The following is an 18,324-nucleotide window of genomic DNA, read 5'->3' as shown; positions in this document are numbered from 1 at the left end:
GAGGACGATATGGCGACGGGTGGGCGCGGACCGACGAGGAACCGGGGCCGGGGAACCGGCGGGGTGGACGGGGCCACGGCACGCAGATCCGCCTCGGCGGGGGGCGGCCGCGGTGCCTCGGCGCGGCCGGGTCGTCCCACTCGCGCCGAGCGGCCCGCGCCGCAGGACGTGAACCTGCGCGCGCAACTGCCGTATTTCCTGATCCGCGTCGCAGCCCTCGCCGTGATCACCGTGATCCTGGTGACCGTCGGGCTGAACCTGCTGATGGCGCTGCTCGTTGGGTTCGCTGTCGCCGGACTGCTGACCTGGCCGCTCGGGCGGATGCAGCGCAGGGCCGCACAGCGGGCCGCTCAGCGCCCGGATGCGGGGAACGCCGGGAACGCCGGGAACGCCAGGAACGGCGGGAACAGTGGGAACGCCGGGTAGCCGCGAGTAGTCGGACGCCCCGCCGGATCGCGGGGCGGCTGTGACCGGGCAGCCGTGCTCGCATCCGAGGACACCGAGACCGGCGGGCTAGGCTGGAAGGCATGGATGCTGGGCTCAAGCGGGAGATCGAGGCCAAAGTTTCCGCCGGCGAGAGGCTGAGCCGTGCCGACGGGGAGGCGCTGTACGCCAGCGACGACCTCGTCTGGTTGGGCGGTCTCGCCCACGAGGTTCGCACCAGAAAGAACGGCGACAAGACCTTCTTCAACGTCAACCGGCATCTGAACCTGACGAACGTCTGCTCGGCGTCCTGCGCGTACTGCTCGTTCCAGCGCAAGCCCGGTGAGTCCGATGCCTACACCATGCGCATCGAGGAGGCTGTCCGGCTGGCGAAGGAGATGGAGCCGGCGGGGATCACCGAGCTGCATATCGTCAACGGTCTGCACCCGACGCTGCCCTGGCGCTACTATCCGCGCTCGCTGCGGGAGCTCGGCAAGGCGCTGCCCGGCGTCGCGTTGAAGGCGTTCACCGCTACCGAGATCCACTGGTTTGAGAAGATCAGCGGCCTGTCCGCCGACGAGATCCTCGACGAGCTCATCGACGCGGGACTCGAGTCGCTCACCGGCGGCGGCGCGGAGATCTTCGACTGGGAGGTCCGCCAGAAGATCGTCGGTCACGAGACGCACTGGGAGGACTGGTCGCGCATCCACCGGCTCGCCCACGCCAAGGGCCTGCGCACTCCGTGCACGATGCTGTACGGGCACATCGAGGACCCCCGGCACCGGGTGGACCACGTGCTGCGGCTGCGTGAGCTGCAGGATTCCACGGGCGGGTTCACGGTCTTCATCCCGCTGCGCTTCCAGCACGACGCCGCCGGTGACCCGCGCAACCGGTTGATGAACCAGCCGATGGCGACGGGGGCCGAGGCGTTGAAGACGTTCGCTGTCTCCCGGCTGCTGTTCGACAACGTGGACCACATCAAGTGCTTCTGGGTGATGCATGGTCTCACCACGGCGCAGCTCGCGTTGAACTTCGGCGCCGACGACCTCGACGGTTCCGTTGTCGAGTACAAGATCACGCACGATGCGGACCGGTTCGGGACGCCGCACACCATGACCCGCGAGGATCTGCTCGCAATCATCCGCGACGCCGGCTTCCGCCCGGTCGAGCGGGACACCCGCTACCGGGAGATCCGTGTCTACGACGGTCCCGACCCGGCTCGGCGTGACGTCCCGACCTCGATCGACGCCTGACCGGTGGACCGGATGGGCACCGGGGAGGGGCCGGGGCCGGCCCGCGGATCCGAGGAGTCGCCGGCGCCCGGGGGTTCCGGGCCTGTCCGGCCCCACGGAGCACCCGGCATCGGATCGATCTTTGTGCTGGCCTTCCTGGTGATCCTGTTTCCGGGGGTGGCCGGGTACGTGGTGCTCGACTGGATCGGTCTGCCGATCGGTGCCGCCGGCCTGCTGGGTCTGTTCGTCGTCTTCCTGGGGCTGGGCTTCTTCCCGACCGTACTGCGCCGGCTCGGCTGGGTGCCGACGAAGAGACGGAGGACGTGATGGTGCAATCGCGTAGGCGGCGGGTTTCGTGGCCACAGCGGGTTTCGTGGCCACAGCGGGCGATGCCCGACTCGCCGACCGAATCGGGCCAGGCGGACGAGCGCGGCCTGCTCGGCATCAACCTGCGGTACTTCGCGGTACGCGTGGTGCTCTTCGGAGCGGTGCTGGCCGTGGTCCTGCTGCTGGGGGTGAACGGGCTGCTGGCCTTCGCCCTGGCCGTGGTGTTCAGCGGGCTGCTCAGCTATCCCCTGGCGTTGCGCCAGCGCCGCGTGGTCATCGAGGTCATGGAGGAGCGCCGGGGCGGACGGTGTTGACTGGAGCCGGAGCGGACGACGACGGCGATACCCAGGCCCGTCCCCGGGTGGGGCACATCCAGTTTCTGAACTGCCTGCCGCTGTACTGGGGACTGGTCCACTCCGGTGCTCTGCTCGACATCGAGCTGACGAAGGACACCCCGGACCGGCTGAACGACGCGCTGGTCGTCGGCGATCTCGATATCGGTCCGATCAGCCTGGTGGAGTACCTCCGGCATGCCGACGAGCTCGTCGTGCTGCCCGACCTCGCGGTCGGCTCCGACGGTCCGGTCCTGTCCGTCGTGCTGAGCACGGCGGCGCCGCTCGCGGAGATCCGGACCGTCGCGCTCGGCTCGACATCCAGGACCAGCGTGCTGCTCGCCCGGATGTTGCTGGAGGAGCGCCACGGCCTGCGACCGGAGTACGTGACGATGCCGCCGGACCTGCCGTCGATGCTGCGGGAGGCGGATGCCGCGGTGATCATCGGGGATGCCGCGCTACGGGCGACCTACGACGCCGAGCGGGGCGGTCCGGACCATCCTCTCCGGCTCATCGATCTCGGTGCCGCCTGGCGGGAGTGGACCGGCCTGCCCATGGTGTTCGCCGTGTGGGCCGCCCGACGGTCCTTCGCCGAACGCCGTCCCGGGGTGGTCAAGGAGGTGCACGGCGCGTTCCGCTCCGGACTCGACCTGGCGCTGCGTGATGTGGACGAGGTCGCGGCGCGGGCGGCCCGTTTTGAGGTGTTCGATCCGGGCACGCTGGCTCGGTATTTCACCACTCTCGACTTTCGGCTTGGTGCGCGCCAGCAGGCGGGGATTATCGCCTTCGCCGGCCGTGCCGCGCGGCGAGGTGATGTTCCGGCGCTGCGCGAACTGCGTTTCGCGGACGTCTGAGCGCCACTCAGACCGGTGGTCGGAACGCGTGGGAGATACTGGTCGGCGGAATCGGAACCGCTCGGCGCGTACTCGCCGTGGCGAAGCGCGCGATACGGCCCTTTACCAGCGCGATCAACCGGGGCGGGGTGGCTCGCCCGCCCGGCGCGATCAACATCTCGTCGAGAGTCTCGCCACCGGAATCATCCCCGCCGGCCAGAGCATACCTCGGAGCGCTGGGCTCACCTGGCGGCCCGGACCGTGGGTCCGGTGGCACGGGGGCCCTGGGGCCGTCGCCGGACACGGTGCCGGGTTCGGTGCCGGGTTCGGTGCCCTCGCAGACCTGCCGGGCGGCCGCGTCGATGAGGCTGTTGACCGCGAGGGTCCAAGCCCGTAGTCCTTCGTGACCGGTCAGCTCGGTGAACACCGCCGCCTCGAGGCAGCAGGTGCTGGCTCCCGCGAGCTCGTCCACGTCCAACAGGGAGATGGCGAGCAGCCCGGCCAGGTGACCCGCGAGCATGAACAGCCGGAACTGCTGGTGCGGCAGCATGGGCGTGTGTAGCAGGTTGTCGACGACGTTCTGCTGCTCCAGCACCTGGGCGGTGACGTCCTGTGGATCGAGCCGATCGGCCTTGGCGATCAGATCGGCCACCAACCGATCGAGGTAGTCCAGTTCGGTGTCCGACCGGCGGTGGTCAAGCAGATCCGAAACCCGGCGGCGGGACTCCCGCTCCGGATCGGGTCGGCGACGCAGGCGTTCCGCCCGGGCGGCGACGGCTGCCTCACGCAGGTCGATGAGGGCGCCCCCGGCCTCCAGCGCCGCGTCGACTGCGGCGATCACCGGCCGGGAGGGGATGCCTCGGCTGGGCTGTTCGAGCTGACCGATGTACTGGCGGCTGTAGCCGGTGCGTCGGGCGAGCTCCTCCCGAGAGAGGACACGTTCACAGCGCCGCCGTCGGACCTCAGCGGGTAGCAGGTCTTCGGCGGTCGCCGCATCGTGCCGGCCTCGGCTCCGTTGCCGCATCTGTGACGTCCTTCCGCGTGGCAAGGTCCCGCCTCCCGAGGAGGGAAGCTCAGCAGTCGTGTGCTGTCTCTGCTCGTCCGCCTGACGGTCGCCCGCCCGATGGCCAGTAGAGAGTCACCGATAGTGATCAGATTACTCCAGGCTGCACCCTAGTAGACTAGAGGCCAAAAGTCCCATACACATCCAGTTCCAATGATTACTCTCGGTTGTCGCGTGGGGGGCGAAGTTGATCGGCGTCGCGCTTCGTGGTCGACCGATTGATCGTAGCGTGGGAGTCCTCCGTCGTACCGCGCCTCCGTCGAGACATTATGCCGACCTTCTTGGGTTATTGTTGGGAAATGCGAGCGTTGCCACGGAAGTGTTGGCGGAAAGCAGCGGAATCGCCGAGGGCTCGTCCGGACGGGCTATTCCCGCATGGTGTGCTATCGCGGCCGCGTCCAGGCTGCGGTGCTTCGCGACGGTCTGCGGGTATCGGCCTGATGGCCAACGTGGGTCATCCTCGGAAACCATCCTGAATGACGATGCGCGGGGTCGGGCGGGGCGCGTACAAAAGAATGGTGGATACCGGCCGTTCGGTGGATGCCGACACCGTCGGGCTCGTCGGGGAGAAGGCCGTCGGCCTGGTCGGCGGTTCCGCTGCGGGCCGTGGTTCCGCTCCGGGGGAGCAGGTGCCTCCGCCCGGTCCACGGCGCGTGGTCGTCGTTGACGACGCGGACGGCGTGCGCGAACTATTGTGCCTGTTGCTGGAGACCGAACCCGACTTCGTGATCGTCGGCGCCGCGTCCAACGGCGCGGAGGCGATCGACGAGGTTGTCCGCACCGAGCCGGACCTCGTGCTGCTCGACCTGGCCATGCCGGTCCTCGACGGCATCGCCGCCCTGCCGCGGATCCGGCGGGTCGTGCCGCGGGCCACGGTGGTGATTTTCACGGGATTCTCCGAGGATGCGTTGCTCGACCAGGTGCTGGAACTCGGCGCGGACGCCCTGCTGGAGAAAGGGCTGGCCGCCGGTCCGCTGGTGGAGCAGCTCCGACGGCTGTGCGCCGTCCACCGGACGATCTGAGCGATCTTGTGACCGGCAAAATTGTTCATTTTCTCCACTGGCATAATAGAGTTTTATGCTCAGTGGCTGTCATGGTTGCCACATCGGCCACATCGGCCACATCGGCCACATCGGCCATGACGGCCATGACGGGCGATCTCGGGGCTGGCCGTCCGGTTTGTTGCAGTTTGGAGCAGAGTGGCGGGTCGAAGTAGGCCGGACAGTGCCCCGACTTGCCCATCGGCCGTACTTCTGTGGAAACATGGGCTCGTGACTACGTGCGCCCTCGCTGGTGGGGTGCCGGTTGGGCAGGCGTCGGGCCTTCCGGTCGGCGCCTCTCGTCGGCGCCGGGCTGCGTCGTCCCCCGCAGTGCCGTGCCTGGTGATCGAGCCGATGCTCGTTGCCCGTCTGCACGTCGACCTGCTGCGGGTCTCCAGCGCCGGCTGTCGCCGCCCCCGCTGACGTCTCCGTTCGTGGCGCCCGCTGTCGGCGCCGCGACTTCCTTGCGCACCGAGAGATCTCATGACTTCTCCTGCTCGTCCTGCCCGGTCCGCGCGCCCGTCCCGACCCAAGGGAGCGGGCCAGTGGGCGTTGGGATATTCCGAGCCGCTCAACGCGAACGAGCGGATGAAGAAGGACCAAGGCGGCCTGGAGGTGCGGGACCGCATCCTCAACCTCTACCCGCGTACCGGTTTCGACGGGATCGATCCCCAGGACCTGCGGGGCCGGTTCCGGTGGTGGGGTCTGTACACCCAGCGCCGGCCGGGGATCAGTGGCGGGCGGACGGCGATCCTCGAACCCGAGGAACTGGACGACTCCTACTTCATGCAGCGCATCCGGCTCGACGGCGGCCGGATGACCTCGGATCAGCTCCGGGTGATCGCCGACGTCTCCACCCGCTACGGCCGGGACGTCGCCGATGTCACCGACCGGCAGAACATCCAACTCCACTGGATCCGGATCGAGGATGTGCCGGCGATCTGGGCGGCGCTGGAGAACGCTGGCATGACCACCGCCGAGGCCTGTGGCGACACCCCCCGGGTGATCCTCGGTTGCCCGCTCGCCGGGGTCGACGGTGACGAGATCATCGACGGGAGCGAGGCGATCGACGAGGTCGTCCGCCGGTTCATCGGCGACCCTACGCTGGCCAACCTGCCCCGTAAGTTCAAAAGCGCAATCTCCGGCTGCGCCGACCACTGTACGTTGCACGAGATCAACGACATCGCGTTCGTCGGGGTCGTCCATCCGGAGCTGGGAGCCGGCTACGACCTGTGGGTCGGTGGCGGTCTGTCGACGAACCCACGGCTCGGCGTGCGGCTGGGCGCGTTCGTGCCGCCGGCGCGGGTTGCCGAGGTCTGGCACGGCGTCGTATCGCTGTTCCGAGACTACGGCTACCGGCGGCTGCGCACCCGCGCCCGGTTGAAGTTCCTGGTCGCGGACATGGGCGCCGAATGGGTGCGCGCGACTCTGGAGAAGGAGTACCTGGCTTCGGCGCTGCCCGATGGCCCGCCGCCGGCCCCGCCGCGCGGCGAGGGGCGCGACCACATCGGGGTGCACCGCCAGCGCGACGGCCGCAACGCCGTGGGGTTCGCACCGCGGGCGGGTCGGCTCAGCGGGACCACGCTGAGCGCGGTGGCGGACCTCGCCGACCGGTTCGGGCAGGGCCGCATCCGCGCCACGACGACGCAGAAGATCGTCATCCTCGATGTCGCCGACGCGGACGTCAACGCGCTGGAGGCCGAACTCGGTGCGCTCGACCTGGTGGTCCGCCCGAGCGTGTTCCGGCGCGGCACGATGGCCTGCACCGGTATCGAGTTCTGCAAGCTGGCGATCGTCGAGACCAAGGGTCGGGCCCGCGACCTCATCGACGAGCTCGAACGCCGGCTGCCCGACTTCGACGAGCCGATCGGGATCAACGTCAACGGCTGCCCCAACGCCTGCGCCCGCTTCCAGGTCGCCGACATCGGGCTCAAGGGCTCCCTGGTAGCGGACGACGCCACCGGTGAGATGGTCGAGGGCTTCCAGGTCCACCTCGGCGGGCACCTGGGCACCAGGTCGCGGCTGGGCCGCAAGTCGCGTGGTCTGAAGGTGACCGCCGACGGCCTCGTCGACTACGTCGTCGCGGTGTTGGAGACCTACCGGGCGGACCGGACCGCGGGGGAGAGCTTCGCGGACTGGGCGGAGCGGGCCGACGAGGCCCAACTGACGGCGCTCGGTGCAGCAGATGGCTAGCGGTGAGCGGGTGGTGCCCTTCTACTGCCCGTATTGCGGCGAGGAGGACATCGTCCCGGACACGCCGCCGGAGGGCTCCGGCGCGGGACATGGCCACGGGTACTGGGCGTGCCGGTCCTGCCTGCGGGGCTTCCGACTGAGTCTGACGGCCCTCGCGGTCGCCTCGGGCGGGACCGCCGTCACCACGGGCGGGGCGTTCGGCACGGCGGAAGAGCAGGCGGCACGGTGATCGGCAATGGACAGCACTCGGGCGGCTGCCCGGTGGACGACCGCGGCATCCGCCCGCGGCGTCGCCGGAGCCGGGTTGCGTGACGACGAGGAGACGAGCTGATGGATGCCGCGTTGCAGGCCCGGGCGCTGCGGGCCGGGGACGACCTCGAAGGCGCGCCGGCGGAGGAGATCCTGCGCTGGGCGGTCGGGGAATTCGGGACGAAGCTGGCGATCGCCGCCTCGATGGCTGAGGCGATCCTCGTGGACATGCTCGCCCGGATCCGGTCCGACGTCCCCGTGGTTTTCATCGACACCGGTTATCACTTCCCCGAGACCGTCGGTACCCGGGACGCGGTGGCCGGAACCTACGACCTGCCGATCATCAGCGCCCGTCCGCAGCTCACCGTCGTCGGCCAGGACGCCGTCTACGGCCAGGACCTCTACCGGACCGACCCGGACCTGTGCTGCCGGATGCGCAAGGTCGTTCCGCTGGATCGGGCCCTGGCGCCCTACCGTGCCTGGGCCGCGGGGTCGCGGCGGGCGGAGTCGCCCAGCCGGGCGAAGCTCCGGGTCGTCGACTGGGACGCCCGACGGGGCAAGGTGAAGATCCACCCGCTTGCGGCTTGGACCGACGAGGACGTCGAACGCTACGTGGCCGAGCACGGCGTCATCGTCAACCCGCTCCTCTCCGATGGTTACGACTCGGTCGGCTGCTGGCCGTGCACCCGGCGGGGCGCCGGCCGGGAGGGCCGGTGGGCCGGTTCGATCAAGACGGAGTGCGGCATCCACTGACCTCCTCGGGCCTGCCGGCTGCCGGTGTTCGAAGGCAACCGAGCAGGTACGGTGCACGCCGTGACGGACGGGCGAAGTGTGGGTGAGGTCTGGCTGGTCGGCGCGGGTCCGGGCGATCCCGGTCTGCTCACCGTTCGCGGCCGTGAGGTGCTGGCAAACGCGGACGTCGTGGTCACCGACCGGCTCGCCGCGGCCGTCCTCCTCGGCGTCGCCCCGGCCGGCGCCGAGATCATCCACGTGGGCAAGAGCCCGGCCGCCCCGTCGTGGACCCAGGAGGAGATCAACGCGCTCCTCGTCGACCGGGCGCGCGCCGGTGCGCGCGTCGTCCGCCTCAAGGGCGGCGATCCCTACATGCTCGGGCGAGGCAGCGAGGAGGCGCAGGCCTGCACCGCGGCGGGGGTCGCGTGCACCGTCGTGCCCGGCGTCACCTCGGCGCTGGCCGTACCCGCCTGTGCCGGCATCCCGGTCACCCATCGTGGTCTCGCGCAGGAAGTTGCCATCGTCTCGGGACACCTGCCACCCGGCCATCCGGAGTCGACGGTGGACTGGGCCGCTCTCGCGGCCTCCCGGGCGACCATCGTCATCCTGATGGGGGTGGCGCGTCTCATGGACATCGCCGACGCGCTGCTCACCGGCGGTCGCCCCGAGGCGACGCCGGTCGCGGTCATCGAGCGCGGGGCGACCCCGGCGCAGCGGGTCCTGCGGACCACCCTGGACGCGCTGGCGATCGACGCGATCGCGGCCGGTGTGCGGTCTCCCGCGGTGATCGTGGTCGGGGAGGTCGCGGCGCGCCGGGACGCGCTGGCCTTGGAGGCGGGGCCGCTCACCGGGATCCGGGTACTCGTGGCCCGTACCCGGCCGCGACCGGGTCTGCTGGCTCGCCGGCTGCGGCAGCTGGGCGCGGATGCGGTCGAGACCGTCGTTGCCCGGCCCGCGCCGGTCAAGGACGCCGGTGCCGCGCTGCTGGCGGCGCTGCCGGGAGCGGGCGGCCTGCTGCTGGCCGATGCGGACGAGGTCGCCGCCGTGGTGACCCTGCTGCGTCGAGCCGGCACCGACGTGCGGGCGTTGGCCGGCCTAACTCTCGTCGCGGCCCGCGAGGACGCCGCGGAAGCGCTTGACGGCCTGGGCCTCGCCTCGGTGCCCGTCGCCGAGCTGTCCACGGATCCGCTGTCCACGGATCCATCGTCGACCGGTCCTGCCGGTCCTGCCGGTCCTGCCGGTCCTGCCGGTCCTGCCGGTCCTGCCGGTCCTGCCGGTCCTGCCGGTCCTGCCGGTCCTGCCGGCTCGTCGCGGGTGGTGATCGCCGGCGCGGCGGACCCGCCGGACGCGGTGTGTTCCCTGCGCCGGGTGCCGCTGCTCACCGACGTGACCGCCGAGCCGGATCCCCGGATCGCCGAGGAGCTCCGGCATGGCGACTTCGACGTCGCGGCCTTCGCGTCGTCCACCGCCGCCCGCAGCACCGCCGAGATCTACGGACCTCTCCCGCCCGATCTGCTCATCGCGGCGATGGGTCGACGCAGCGCGCTGGCCTGTGCGGCGGCGGGCATGCGGGTGGACATCGTGCCCACCGAACCCGGGGTCCATCCGCTCGCGGCCGCCGTCGCGGACTTCGTCGTCACCAGCCGGTCCGCCGGCTCGCCTGGGGGTTGATCTTCAGGGTAGCGGCATCGGCTTCGCGGACCAGGAGACGCAGGGTGTCGTCGAGCCGCGCGCGGACCGCGTCGACGACGCTCGCGTGCAGCCCGAGCGGCTCCGACAGCACCCATCGGGTCGTCGGGTGCCGGCAGCGGGCGCCCTCCAGTGCCGCCGGGATGTCCCGGCGGGTGTGGTTGCCGTCGAACAGGAAGAACGGGTAGGCGACGATTTCGGTGCATCCCGCGTCGGCCAGGGTGGCATACCCGGTGGCGATGTCGGGCTGGGCGATTTCGAGGAAGGCGGCTTCGACCGCCTCCCACGTCCATGGCGCGACCACATGGCCGGGATCTACCAGGAGCCGGTGGGCGAGTTCCCGAACCGTCGCGTTCGCCTCGTCCCGCCGGGATCCGTGACCGATCACCAGTAGACCGCGCATGTTCCCAGTGTGCGCCGCGGGTCCGCCGGTGCCCGGTCGGGAACGGCCACATCCGTCGGCCACATCCGTCGGCCACATCCGTCGGCCACGCCCGCCGGGCGCTCAGCCGCCGGTGCCGTCGTCGGAGCTGTGCCCCGGGAAGATCTTTGCCGACGGGTCCACCACCGGCGCCGCGTTGTTGACCGCCGTCGCGGCCTCCCCGAAACCCGTTGCGATCAGGCGGACCTTCCCCGGGTACTCGGTGATGTCGCCGGCCGCGAAGATCCGCTCGACCCCGGTCGCCATCGTCGGGTCGACGACGATGTGCCGCTTGTCAATGGTCAGATTCCAGCGGGTCAGCGGTCCGAGGTCGGCGGTGAATCCGAGCGCTGCGACGACCGCCTGTGCGGGTCGGACATGTCGGTCGCCGGTGCGGGTCTGCACCAGTTCGACCTTCTCGATCCACTCCTCACCGTGGACCATGGCGACCTCGGTGAAGGTCAGGATCTCGACGGAGGACGCCTCGACCCGCTCGACTGTGGACATATGCGCCCGGAACCGGTCCCGCCGGTGCACGAGGGTGACCGAGCGGGCGATCGGCTCCAGGGCCAGCGCCCAGTCGAAGGCGCTGTCCCCGCCGCCGACCACGATGACGTCCTGGCCGGTGTGGACGTCGAGCTTGGGCACGAAGTAGACCAGGCCGCGGCCCAGATGCGCGGTGCCGGTGGGCAGCGGGCGGGGGGCGAAGGTGCCGAGACCGCCGGTGATGACGACGACCTTGGCGCGTATCCGACGGCCCTGGCTGCTGGTCACCACCACGGCGTCCGGCTCGTGGGCCAGCTCGGCGGCCTGCTGACCCAGCAGGTAGGTGGGGGAGAACTGGTTCGCCTGGATCAACAGGGCGTCGATCAGTTCCCGCCCCCGGACGGCCGGCAGACCCGCGATGTCGTAGATCACCTTCTCCGGGTACATCGCGGTGACCTGACCGCCGGCCTCGGGCAACGAGTCCATGAGCGCGACCGACATGCCGCGGAATCCGGCGTAGTAGGCGCCGTAGAGGCCGGCCGGACCGGCGCCTACGATCAGCATGTCGACGTCGGTGTCGACCGGGGACGTCCCCGACCGCACGGCGCCGGTGACGCTCGCTCCGGCCGCGGGGTCGGTCTCCGTGACCGCGTTCGCGGGCTGGTGCGCATCGGCGGACTGCGTGACCACGGGTGACTCCCTAGGCTTGGCGGCCGACCGGCGCTGTCGGGGCAGCCGGCCGGTAGCAGTGGATGTTCCCTCCCTCATCCTGCCGGAGACACGCCTCACCCGCCTTCATCCGCGGAATGGTGAGTCGTCGACCACCTGTGGTTGTTGTCGACTACCTGCGGTCTCCTCGGATACGGCTGGCGGGAACGATCGGATCCGCCGCGTCGGCTGGCGGACAACGCTCGACATCGATTTACCCGAGAGGGTTAGCGTGACTTCAGCGCCGTTGCGGATGCCCGTAGAGACTGGGCGACGGCGGACTGTGGCGTGATGATGGGTTCGTCTCCCCGCACGGGGAGACAATTGCGGCACCGGTGACGGCTCCCAGGCCGGAACGGTACCTGGGCCGCGGCCGGAGGTATAACACGGGCGGGAGAACAGTGACGGAACGATCGGCGCGTCGGGTTTCGCCTATCGGCGGATATCCGGCCGAGGCGCCGCATCCCGATGATCCGACCACGATCGGTGTTTACCAGGTCGTCGGTCGGCTGGGCGCGGGTGGGATGGGAACGGTGTTCCTCGCCCAGGACGCGGCCGAGAAGTTCGTTGCGATCAAGGTGATCAGGTCGGACCTCGCCGCCGACCCGGAATTCCGGGCACGTTTCCGGGACGAGGTGGCGGCCGCCCGGCGGGTCGCGCCCTTCTGCACCGCCCAGGTACTCGACGCCGATCCCGACGCGCGCCGTCCCTATCTGGTCACGGAGTACATCGACGGCGTCCGGCTTGATCAGGCCGTCACCGCGTCCGGTCCGCTGCCGCTGTCGACACTGCAGGGCGTGGCGGTCGGCGTGGCGTCCGCGCTCACCGCCATCCACCGGGCCGGCATCGTGCACAGGGATCTCAAACCGAGCAACGTCATGCTGTCGTACTCCGGCCCCCGGGTCATCGACTTCGGGATCGCCCGCGCGCTCGACATGACGAAGGGCCGCACCCAGACGGGTCTGGTCCTCGGCTCGGTCGGCTGGATGGCGCCCGAGCAGATGGAGGGCGCTGCGCTCGGTCCGGCGGTCGACGTCTTCGCCTGGGGACTGCTGATCGGCTACGCGGCCACCGGCGGTCACCCCTACGGCCACGGCACCTACCTGGAGATGTCGGAGAAGATCCTGACGGGTCAGCCGGACCTGCGGGCCATGCCGCCGGATCTCACGCCGATCGTCCGGTCCGCGCTCGCCCGCGACCCCCGGGACCGGCCCTCCACCGAGAACCTGCTGCTCACCCTGCTCGGCGAACGCGGCCGGGCCGGTGACGCGCGGGACGCCGCGACCGCACTGCTCGACGGGACCTGGCCACGGGGGCGCAGTACCGCCGGGGCTGGGGCGGCCGCGCTCGCCGGGGCCGCCGGGGCCGGTCGGCCGGATCCGACCCACGTTGCGACCCCGTATGAACAGCGGCGCTGGTGGGAGAATGAGCCCCGGCCCCTCGGCGGCGACCGTTGGTGGAACGACTCGGCCCGCGACAGGCCCCCGCCGGCCGGTCCGCCTGTGCCGCCACCCGCGCTGGTACCGCCACCGGCCGCCGACCGTGCCGCGGGTCCGCGGCCCGGGGTGCCGCGGGCCCGTCGACGGCGCCGCGGCGGATTCGTCCAGTACGACGATGAGGCCGACGGGAACGGCCACCGATCGGGTTTCGACGATTCCGGCGAGGAGGGCCATCCGGCGCCGGACGCCCGCCCGAGGCACGGCGGCCAGCCCCGGGTGGATTCTCCGCACGCCGGTCAGCCCTACCCGGACCAGGCCTACCCGGACCAGGCCCACGCGGGTCGGCCCTACGCGGGTCGGCCCTACGCCGGTCAGCCCTACGCCGGCCGTGCCGCGGAGGCGGCACCGTCTCCCCAGGCGCCGGCCCGGCCCCGCCCCGTGGCCCAGCAGCGGCCCCCGTCGGCGCCCGCGGGTCCCGCGCCTGCCCCGGCCCCGCGGGTGGCCGAGGCGCGGCCGGCGCCGCGCGGACGCGCGCCGGCTCCCTACGCCGAACCGGTGCCGCGACCGCGTCCCCGGCGTCGGTTCCGGCTGCGGATCCCTTTCAAGCGCACGATCCTGTTCGTCCTTGTCGTCCTGCTGTTGCTCTCCGCGGCGGACCAGATCGCCTTGATGGTCGACGAACAGCGCCAGCGGTTGTGGAACAAGGTCGTCACGTCCGTCAAGGATGACACTCATGACCAGCTCGACAACCTGTGGAACCGGGTGAGGGACACGTTCGGTGGCTCCTCGGGCGGGTCGTCGAACGGGTGACCGGCAGGCGTGAACCCCTGCCCGGATAGGTACACCGTTGTCATGGCCAGTTTCTCGAACAAGATCACGGACTTCCTGCACAGCCCGAAGACCAAGGAGATGGTCAACAAGGCCAAGGCCGCGGCCAATCGGCCGGAGAACCGGGCCAAGATCAAGCAGCTCCAGGCGAAGCTCACCAGCCGCGGCCACGGTCACCACGACGCCGGTCCCGCCAGCCCGGCCGGCTCCTCGACAGCCGGCTACACTGACGCCACCCGTGGTGGCTCCAGCCCGGTGGACCCGGGGACGCGATCCGGACACTGACCGTTCATCCCCCGCGTCGCGCCGAAGGCTCCGGCGGCTACCCTGGGAGGATCGCCGAAGGTGATTCGACGGAGACCCCGAACGGCGCCCGATGCCAGGGGTCCCCGCGTCGCGCCGAAGGCTCCGGCGGCTACCCTGGGAGGATCGCCGAAGGTGATTCGACGGAGACCCCGAACGGCGCCCGATGCCAGGGGTCCCCGCGTCGCGCCGAAGGCGCTACGCGGGGAGGGCCGTATGGATGTCGATGGTGAGATTCCGGTGGGTCGGGGTGGTGGCGAGATCCGGTCTGTGCTGGACCGGGCCGCAGCCGGCGGGCGTATCTCCGCGGAGGAGGCGCTGCTCCTCTATACGAGGGCGCCGCTGCACGCGCTCGGTGGCGCGGCGGACACGGTCCGTCGGCACCGTTTCCCCGATGGCATCGCGACGTACATCATCGACCGGAACATCAACTACACGAATGTCTGCGTGACCGCCTGCCGGTTTTGCGCCTTCTACCGCGCTCCGAAGCATGCCGAGGGCTGGGTCCGCGACGTCGAGGACATCGTCGCCAAGTGCGGGGAGGCGGTCGAGCTCGGCGCCACGCAGATCATGTTGCAGGGCGGACACCATCCCGACTTCGGCATCGAGTGGTATGAGCGTACCTTTGCCGCCATCAAGAAGGCATGTCCCCAGTTGGCGCTGCACTCGCTGGGCGCCAGCGAGGTTGTGCACATCGCCCGGACGTCCGATCTGACTTTTCCCGAGGTCATTACCCGGCTGCGGGACGCGGGCCTGGACAGCTTCGCGGGCGCGGGAGCGGAGATCCTCACCGAACGGCCCCGGCAGGCGATCGCTCCGCTGAAGGAGCCCGGTCACGTCTGGCTGTCCGTGATGGAGACCGCCCACAACCTCGGCCTGGAATCCACCGCCACCTTCATGATGGGCACGGGGGAGACGAACGCCGAGCGCATCGAACACCTGACGATGATCCGGGACGTCCAGGACCGGACCGGCGGGTTCCGTTCGTTCATCCCCTGGACCTACCAGCCGGAGAACAATCATCTCGGCGGGCGCACCCAGGCGACGGCCCTGGAGTACCTCCGCCTCGTCGCGGTCGCGCGGCTGTTCTTCGACAACATTACGCACCTGCAGGGCTCCTGGCTGACCACCGGCAAGGAGGTCGGCCAGCTCACCCTGCACGTGGGCGCCGACGACCTCGGCTCGGTGATGCTGGAGGAGAACGTCGTCTCCTCCGCCGGGGCGCGCCACCGCACCAACCGGTCGGAGCTGATCTCCCTGATCCGTGCTGCCGGCCGCATCCCCGCTCAGCGCGACACCCGCTACCGGCACCTCGTCGTGCACCGCGACCCGGCGCAGGACCCGGTTGACGACCGGGTGGCCTCGCACTTCTCCTCCACCGCGCTACCGCTCATCTCCGCGTAGCCGGGCGCACCATACAGTGACCGGGTGAGTGACCCCTCCGGATTCGCGGTCCCGTCCCCGACCGGGCCGAAGATCGAACTCCACGTCCATCTGGAGGGCACGGTCCGTCCCGCCACCCTGCTGGAGATGGCGCGCCGCAACTCCGAGGCGCTGCCCGCCCGCACGGTCGAGGGCCTCGCGGACCTCTACCGCTTCCGCGACTTCGACCACTTCCTGAAGGCCTGGATCCTCACCACCCACGTGATGCGGACGGAGGCCGACTTCCACCAGGTGGTCGTCGACTACGCCGCCGAGGCGGCCCGGGCGGGCGCCGTCTACCTGGAGGGCATCTTCTCGCCCTGGTTCCGGGTCCATCGGGGGGTCCGCGTCGAGGAGATCTTCCACGGTTACGCCGACGGGGCGATCGAGGCCCGGGAGCGCTACGGCGTTGAGGTGCGCCTCACCCCGGACATCGAGCGGGTGCTGCCGGTCGAGGCCGCGATGGAGGTGGCGCGGTGGGCGGTGCGGTTCGCCGATCGCGGTGTCGTCGGCATCGGGCTCGGCGGACCGGAGGTCGGTCATCCTCCCGAGCCGTTCGCGCCGGCGTTCGCCCTGGCCGCCGACGGCGGGCTCGCCGCGGTCCCGCACGCGGGGGAGACAGCGGGCCCGGCGTCCGTGCGGGGCTCGCTCGACGCGCTGGGAGCCAGGCGGATCCGGCATGGGATCCGGGCCGCCGAGGACCCCGAGCTGATGCGACGGCTGGTCGATCAGGGGATCGTGCTGGACGTCTGCCCGGTGTCCAACCTGCGGACCCGGTCGGTGGCATCCCTCGACGACCACCCCCTGGCGGCGTTGCTGCGGGCCGGGGTCGCGTGCTCGCTCGCCACCGACGATCCCGCTATGTTCGGCACCGATCTGGAGACGGAGCACGCGGTCGCGGCGGGGCTCGGTGCCCGGGCCCGCGACCTGTACACCGCCGGGGTCGCGGGCGCGCTGTGCGACGAGCCGACCCGCACGCGGCTGCGGCGGATCGGCGAGAGCACCGACTGGGACACCGTCGAGAGGGCCGCCCGCGACGCCTCGGCGGCGGCCTCGGCGCGGTTCGGCGGCGGGGAAGGGGCATGGTGAGCGGGGAAGGGGCATGGTGAGCAGAGCGGGACTCGACAAACGTCCGCGGGACGTCGCGTCGATGTTCGACGGGGTGGCCAACCGGTACGACCTGACCAACACCGTGCTCACCGGCGGGCTCGACCGGACCTGGCGGCGCGCCACTGCGGGCGCGCTGGACCTGCGGCCGGGGCTTCGGGTTCTCGACCTCGCAGCCGGGACGGCGACCTCGTCACGAGCCTTCGCTCTCGCCGGGACCGATGTGGTGGCCTGCGACTTCTCCCTGGGGATGCTGCGGGCCGGGCAACGTCGGCTGGCGTCGCGGCCGTTGCCGGGGGAGGCTGGGCGGATCCTGCTGACCGCCGGGGACGGGCTGCGGCTGCCGTTCCGGGACGAGACCTTTGACCGGACGACGATCTCGTTCGGTCTGCGCAACGTCGCCGGCACGTTCGGCTGCCTCACCGAGCTGCGTCGGGTGACCCGTCCGGGCGGGATGCTTGTGGTGTGCGAGTTCAGCCGCCCGGTCTGGGCGCTCTGGCGGACGGTCTACGTCGAGTACCTGATGCGGGCCTTGCCTGCCGTGGCCCGCGCGGTGAGCAACAGCCCGGACTCGTACGTCTATCTCGCCGAGTCGATCCGGGCCTGGCCCGCCCAGGCGGAGCTGGCCGGCCTGCTGCGGGAGGCGGGCTGGTCCCGGGTCGGCTGGCGCAACCTCACCGGCGGCGTGGTGGCGTTGCACCGGGGTCACGCCCCGGACTGACGGTGCTGGATCGGTCATGGTGCTGGATCGGTCATGGTGCTGGATCGGTCATGGTCCTGGACCGGCCGGCGCCACGGCAGGCGGGGTGGGCTCAAGCGGGAACATGCGAGTCGAACCAGGTCAGCATGCGTGACCAGGCGTCCTTCGCCGACGGGCCGTGGTAGGCGCCGGCGCGGGCGTCGTTGTGGAAGCCGTGCCCGGCCTGTGGGTAACGGACGATCTCGGCGGGCACGGACGCCTTCCGTGCCGCCGCCCGTAGGTCCTCCACCTCCGAAGCGAGGATGCTCGGATCCTGGTCGCCGTACAGGCCGAGCCACGGTGCCTGCAGGCGGCCGGCGAGATCCAGCTGGGCGGGTTCCCCGAAGCGGCGCATGGTGATCCCGCCACCGTAGAAGGTGCTCGCGGCGCCGAACGGCCGGGCCACCGCAGCCTGGAAGGCGATGCTCCCGCCGACGCAGAAGCCCACGACGGCGCAGCGGTCGATGGCGGTGCCCTCCTCGGCGAGGATGACCAGCGCGGCGTCGATGTCGGCGAGAAGGTCGGTGCCGTTGAGCTCACCGAGGATCTTCACCGCGGAGGCGAGGTCGTCGTAGTCGAAGACGGGCGAGCCCGCGCGGTGGAACAGGTCGGGGGCGATGGCCCGCCAGCCCGCGCGCGCGAACCTCGAGCAGACATCGGTGATGTGCTCGGTGAGGCCGAACGCCTCGTGGAGGACGACGACGCCGCCGCGTGCGGGACCATCGGGTTCGGTGAGCGTGGCCGGGGCGGGCCCGTCG

The 18,324-nt window shown here is 71.0% G+C and carries 20 protein-coding genes; 16 read left to right on the top strand and 4 right to left on the bottom strand.

The genetic code is table 11. The annotated features are described in order from the left end of the window. Positions 1–9 precede the first annotated feature (9 nt). The 5 genes from AC08OO_RS11000 to AC08OO_RS10980 all read left to right on the top strand — a co-directional run bounded on the left by AC08OO_RS11000 (position 10) and on the right by AC08OO_RS10980 (position 3,168). The gene (locus AC08OO_RS11000) at positions 10–426 is read left to right on the top strand and encodes a hypothetical protein (protein WP_476618476.1); all 417 of its coding nucleotides are present in this window, start codon (positions 10–12) and stop codon (positions 424–426) included. 101 nt (positions 427–527) lie between these two features. Then, complete coding sequence (mqnE, locus tag AC08OO_RS10995) at positions 528–1,676, top strand: aminofutalosine synthase MqnE (protein ID WP_476607329.1); 1,149 nt, start codon at positions 528–530, stop codon at positions 1,674–1,676. 12 nt (positions 1,677–1,688) lie between these two features. Next, the gene (locus AC08OO_RS10990; protein ID WP_011434980.1) at positions 1,689–1,982 is read left to right on the top strand and encodes a hypothetical protein; all 294 of its coding nucleotides are present in this window, start codon (positions 1,689–1,691) and stop codon (positions 1,980–1,982) included. Positions 1,983–2,044: 62 nt separating this feature from the next. Further along, complete coding sequence (locus AC08OO_RS10985; RefSeq protein WP_476610643.1) at positions 2,045–2,296, top strand: hypothetical protein; 252 nt, start codon at positions 2,045–2,047, stop codon at positions 2,294–2,296. Then, the gene (locus AC08OO_RS10980; protein ID WP_476610648.1) at positions 2,293–3,168 is read left to right on the top strand and encodes a menaquinone biosynthetic enzyme MqnA/MqnD family protein; all 876 of its coding nucleotides are present in this window, start codon (positions 2,293–2,295) and stop codon (positions 3,166–3,168) included. The genes AC08OO_RS10985 and AC08OO_RS10980 overlap by 4 nt, the downstream gene beginning before the upstream one ends. A 7-nt stretch (positions 3,169–3,175) precedes the next feature. Here the strand turns inward: AC08OO_RS10980 and AC08OO_RS10975 are convergent, their stop codons facing one another. Next, the gene (locus AC08OO_RS10975) at positions 3,176–4,171 is read right to left on the bottom strand and encodes a helix-turn-helix domain-containing protein (RefSeq protein ID WP_476610642.1); all 996 of its coding nucleotides are present in this window, start codon (positions 4,169–4,171) and stop codon (positions 3,176–3,178) included. Between the two features lie 575 nt (positions 4,172–4,746). On the opposite strand from AC08OO_RS10975, the gene AC08OO_RS10970 reads away from it, so the two are divergent. The 6 genes from AC08OO_RS10970 to cobA all read left to right on the top strand — a co-directional run bounded on the left by AC08OO_RS10970 (position 4,747) and on the right by cobA (position 10,095). Then, on the top strand, positions 4,747–5,232 hold the full coding sequence (locus AC08OO_RS10970) for a response regulator (RefSeq protein WP_476618475.1): 486 nt from the start codon (positions 4,747–4,749) through the stop codon (positions 5,230–5,232). A 177-nt stretch (positions 5,233–5,409) separates the two neighbouring features. Then, positions 5,410–5,673, top strand: a complete 264-nt coding sequence (locus AC08OO_RS10965) for a putative leader peptide (RefSeq protein ID WP_476610641.1) — start codon at positions 5,410–5,412, stop codon at positions 5,671–5,673. Positions 5,674–5,733: 60 nt separating this feature from the next. Beyond that, the gene (locus tag AC08OO_RS10960; protein WP_476610640.1) at positions 5,734–7,443 is read left to right on the top strand and encodes a nitrite/sulfite reductase; all 1,710 of its coding nucleotides are present in this window, start codon (positions 5,734–5,736) and stop codon (positions 7,441–7,443) included. Continuing rightward, entirely contained in the window at positions 7,436–7,672 is a 237-nt protein-coding gene (locus tag AC08OO_RS10955) for a transposase (protein ID WP_476607334.1), read from the top strand. Before AC08OO_RS10960 ends, AC08OO_RS10955 begins: the two co-directional genes overlap by 8 nt. A gap of 101 nt (positions 7,673–7,773) precedes the next feature. Then, positions 7,774–8,445, top strand: a complete 672-nt coding sequence (locus AC08OO_RS10950; RefSeq protein WP_476607335.1) for a phosphoadenylyl-sulfate reductase — start codon at positions 7,774–7,776, stop codon at positions 8,443–8,445. A 60-nt stretch (positions 8,446–8,505) separates the two neighbouring features. Next, positions 8,506–10,095 (top strand): uroporphyrinogen-III C-methyltransferase, encoded by a 1,590-nt coding sequence (gene cobA, locus AC08OO_RS10945; RefSeq protein WP_476610639.1) that lies wholly within the window; start codon positions 8,506–8,508, stop codon positions 10,093–10,095. Here cobA and AC08OO_RS10940 read toward each other — a convergent pair. Beyond that, entirely contained in the window at positions 10,061–10,516 is a 456-nt protein-coding gene (locus AC08OO_RS10940) for a sirohydrochlorin chelatase (RefSeq protein WP_476607337.1), read from the bottom strand. The two genes, cobA and AC08OO_RS10940, sit on opposite strands and share 35 nt — an antisense overlap. A 102-nt stretch (positions 10,517–10,618) precedes the next feature. Further along, on the bottom strand, positions 10,619–11,584 hold the full coding sequence (locus tag AC08OO_RS10935; protein ID WP_476610646.1) for an NAD(P)/FAD-dependent oxidoreductase: 966 nt from the start codon (positions 11,582–11,584) through the stop codon (positions 10,619–10,621). A gap of 545 nt (positions 11,585–12,129) precedes the next feature. On the opposite strand from AC08OO_RS10935, the gene AC08OO_RS10930 reads away from it, so the two are divergent. The 5 genes from AC08OO_RS10930 (at position 12,130) to AC08OO_RS10910 (ending at position 17,548) form a co-directional block, all read left to right on the top strand. Beyond that, entirely contained in the window at positions 12,130–13,977 is a 1,848-nt protein-coding gene (locus AC08OO_RS10930) for a protein kinase domain-containing protein (protein WP_476610638.1), read from the top strand. A gap of 42 nt (positions 13,978–14,019) precedes the next feature. Beyond that, positions 14,020–14,280, top strand: coding sequence for a hypothetical protein (locus tag AC08OO_RS10925; protein WP_476610637.1), 261 nt, complete (start codon positions 14,020–14,022; stop codon positions 14,278–14,280). Between the two features lie 234 nt (positions 14,281–14,514). After that, complete coding sequence (gene mqnC / locus AC08OO_RS10920) at positions 14,515–15,702, top strand: cyclic dehypoxanthinyl futalosine synthase (protein WP_476610636.1); 1,188 nt, start codon at positions 14,515–14,517, stop codon at positions 15,700–15,702. A gap of 24 nt (positions 15,703–15,726) precedes the next feature. Then, positions 15,727–16,809: an adenosine deaminase gene (gene add, locus AC08OO_RS10915; RefSeq protein ID WP_476610635.1), complete on the top strand. Its 1,083-nt coding sequence runs from the start codon at positions 15,727–15,729 to the stop codon at positions 16,807–16,809. 16 nt (positions 16,810–16,825) lie between these two features. Further along, positions 16,826–17,548, top strand: coding sequence for a demethylmenaquinone methyltransferase (locus tag AC08OO_RS10910; RefSeq protein ID WP_476610645.1), 723 nt, complete (start codon positions 16,826–16,828; stop codon positions 17,546–17,548). A 91-nt stretch (positions 17,549–17,639) separates the two neighbouring features. Here the strand turns inward: AC08OO_RS10910 and AC08OO_RS10905 are convergent. Then, positions 17,640–18,324 (bottom strand): dienelactone hydrolase family protein (locus AC08OO_RS10905; RefSeq protein ID WP_476618474.1); only part of this gene is annotated, 685 nt, incomplete at its 5' end.

This window comes from Frankia sp. CeCAU1 (assembly GCF_977971845.1).
This window is presented reverse-complemented; position numbering and strand designations above follow the sequence as displayed.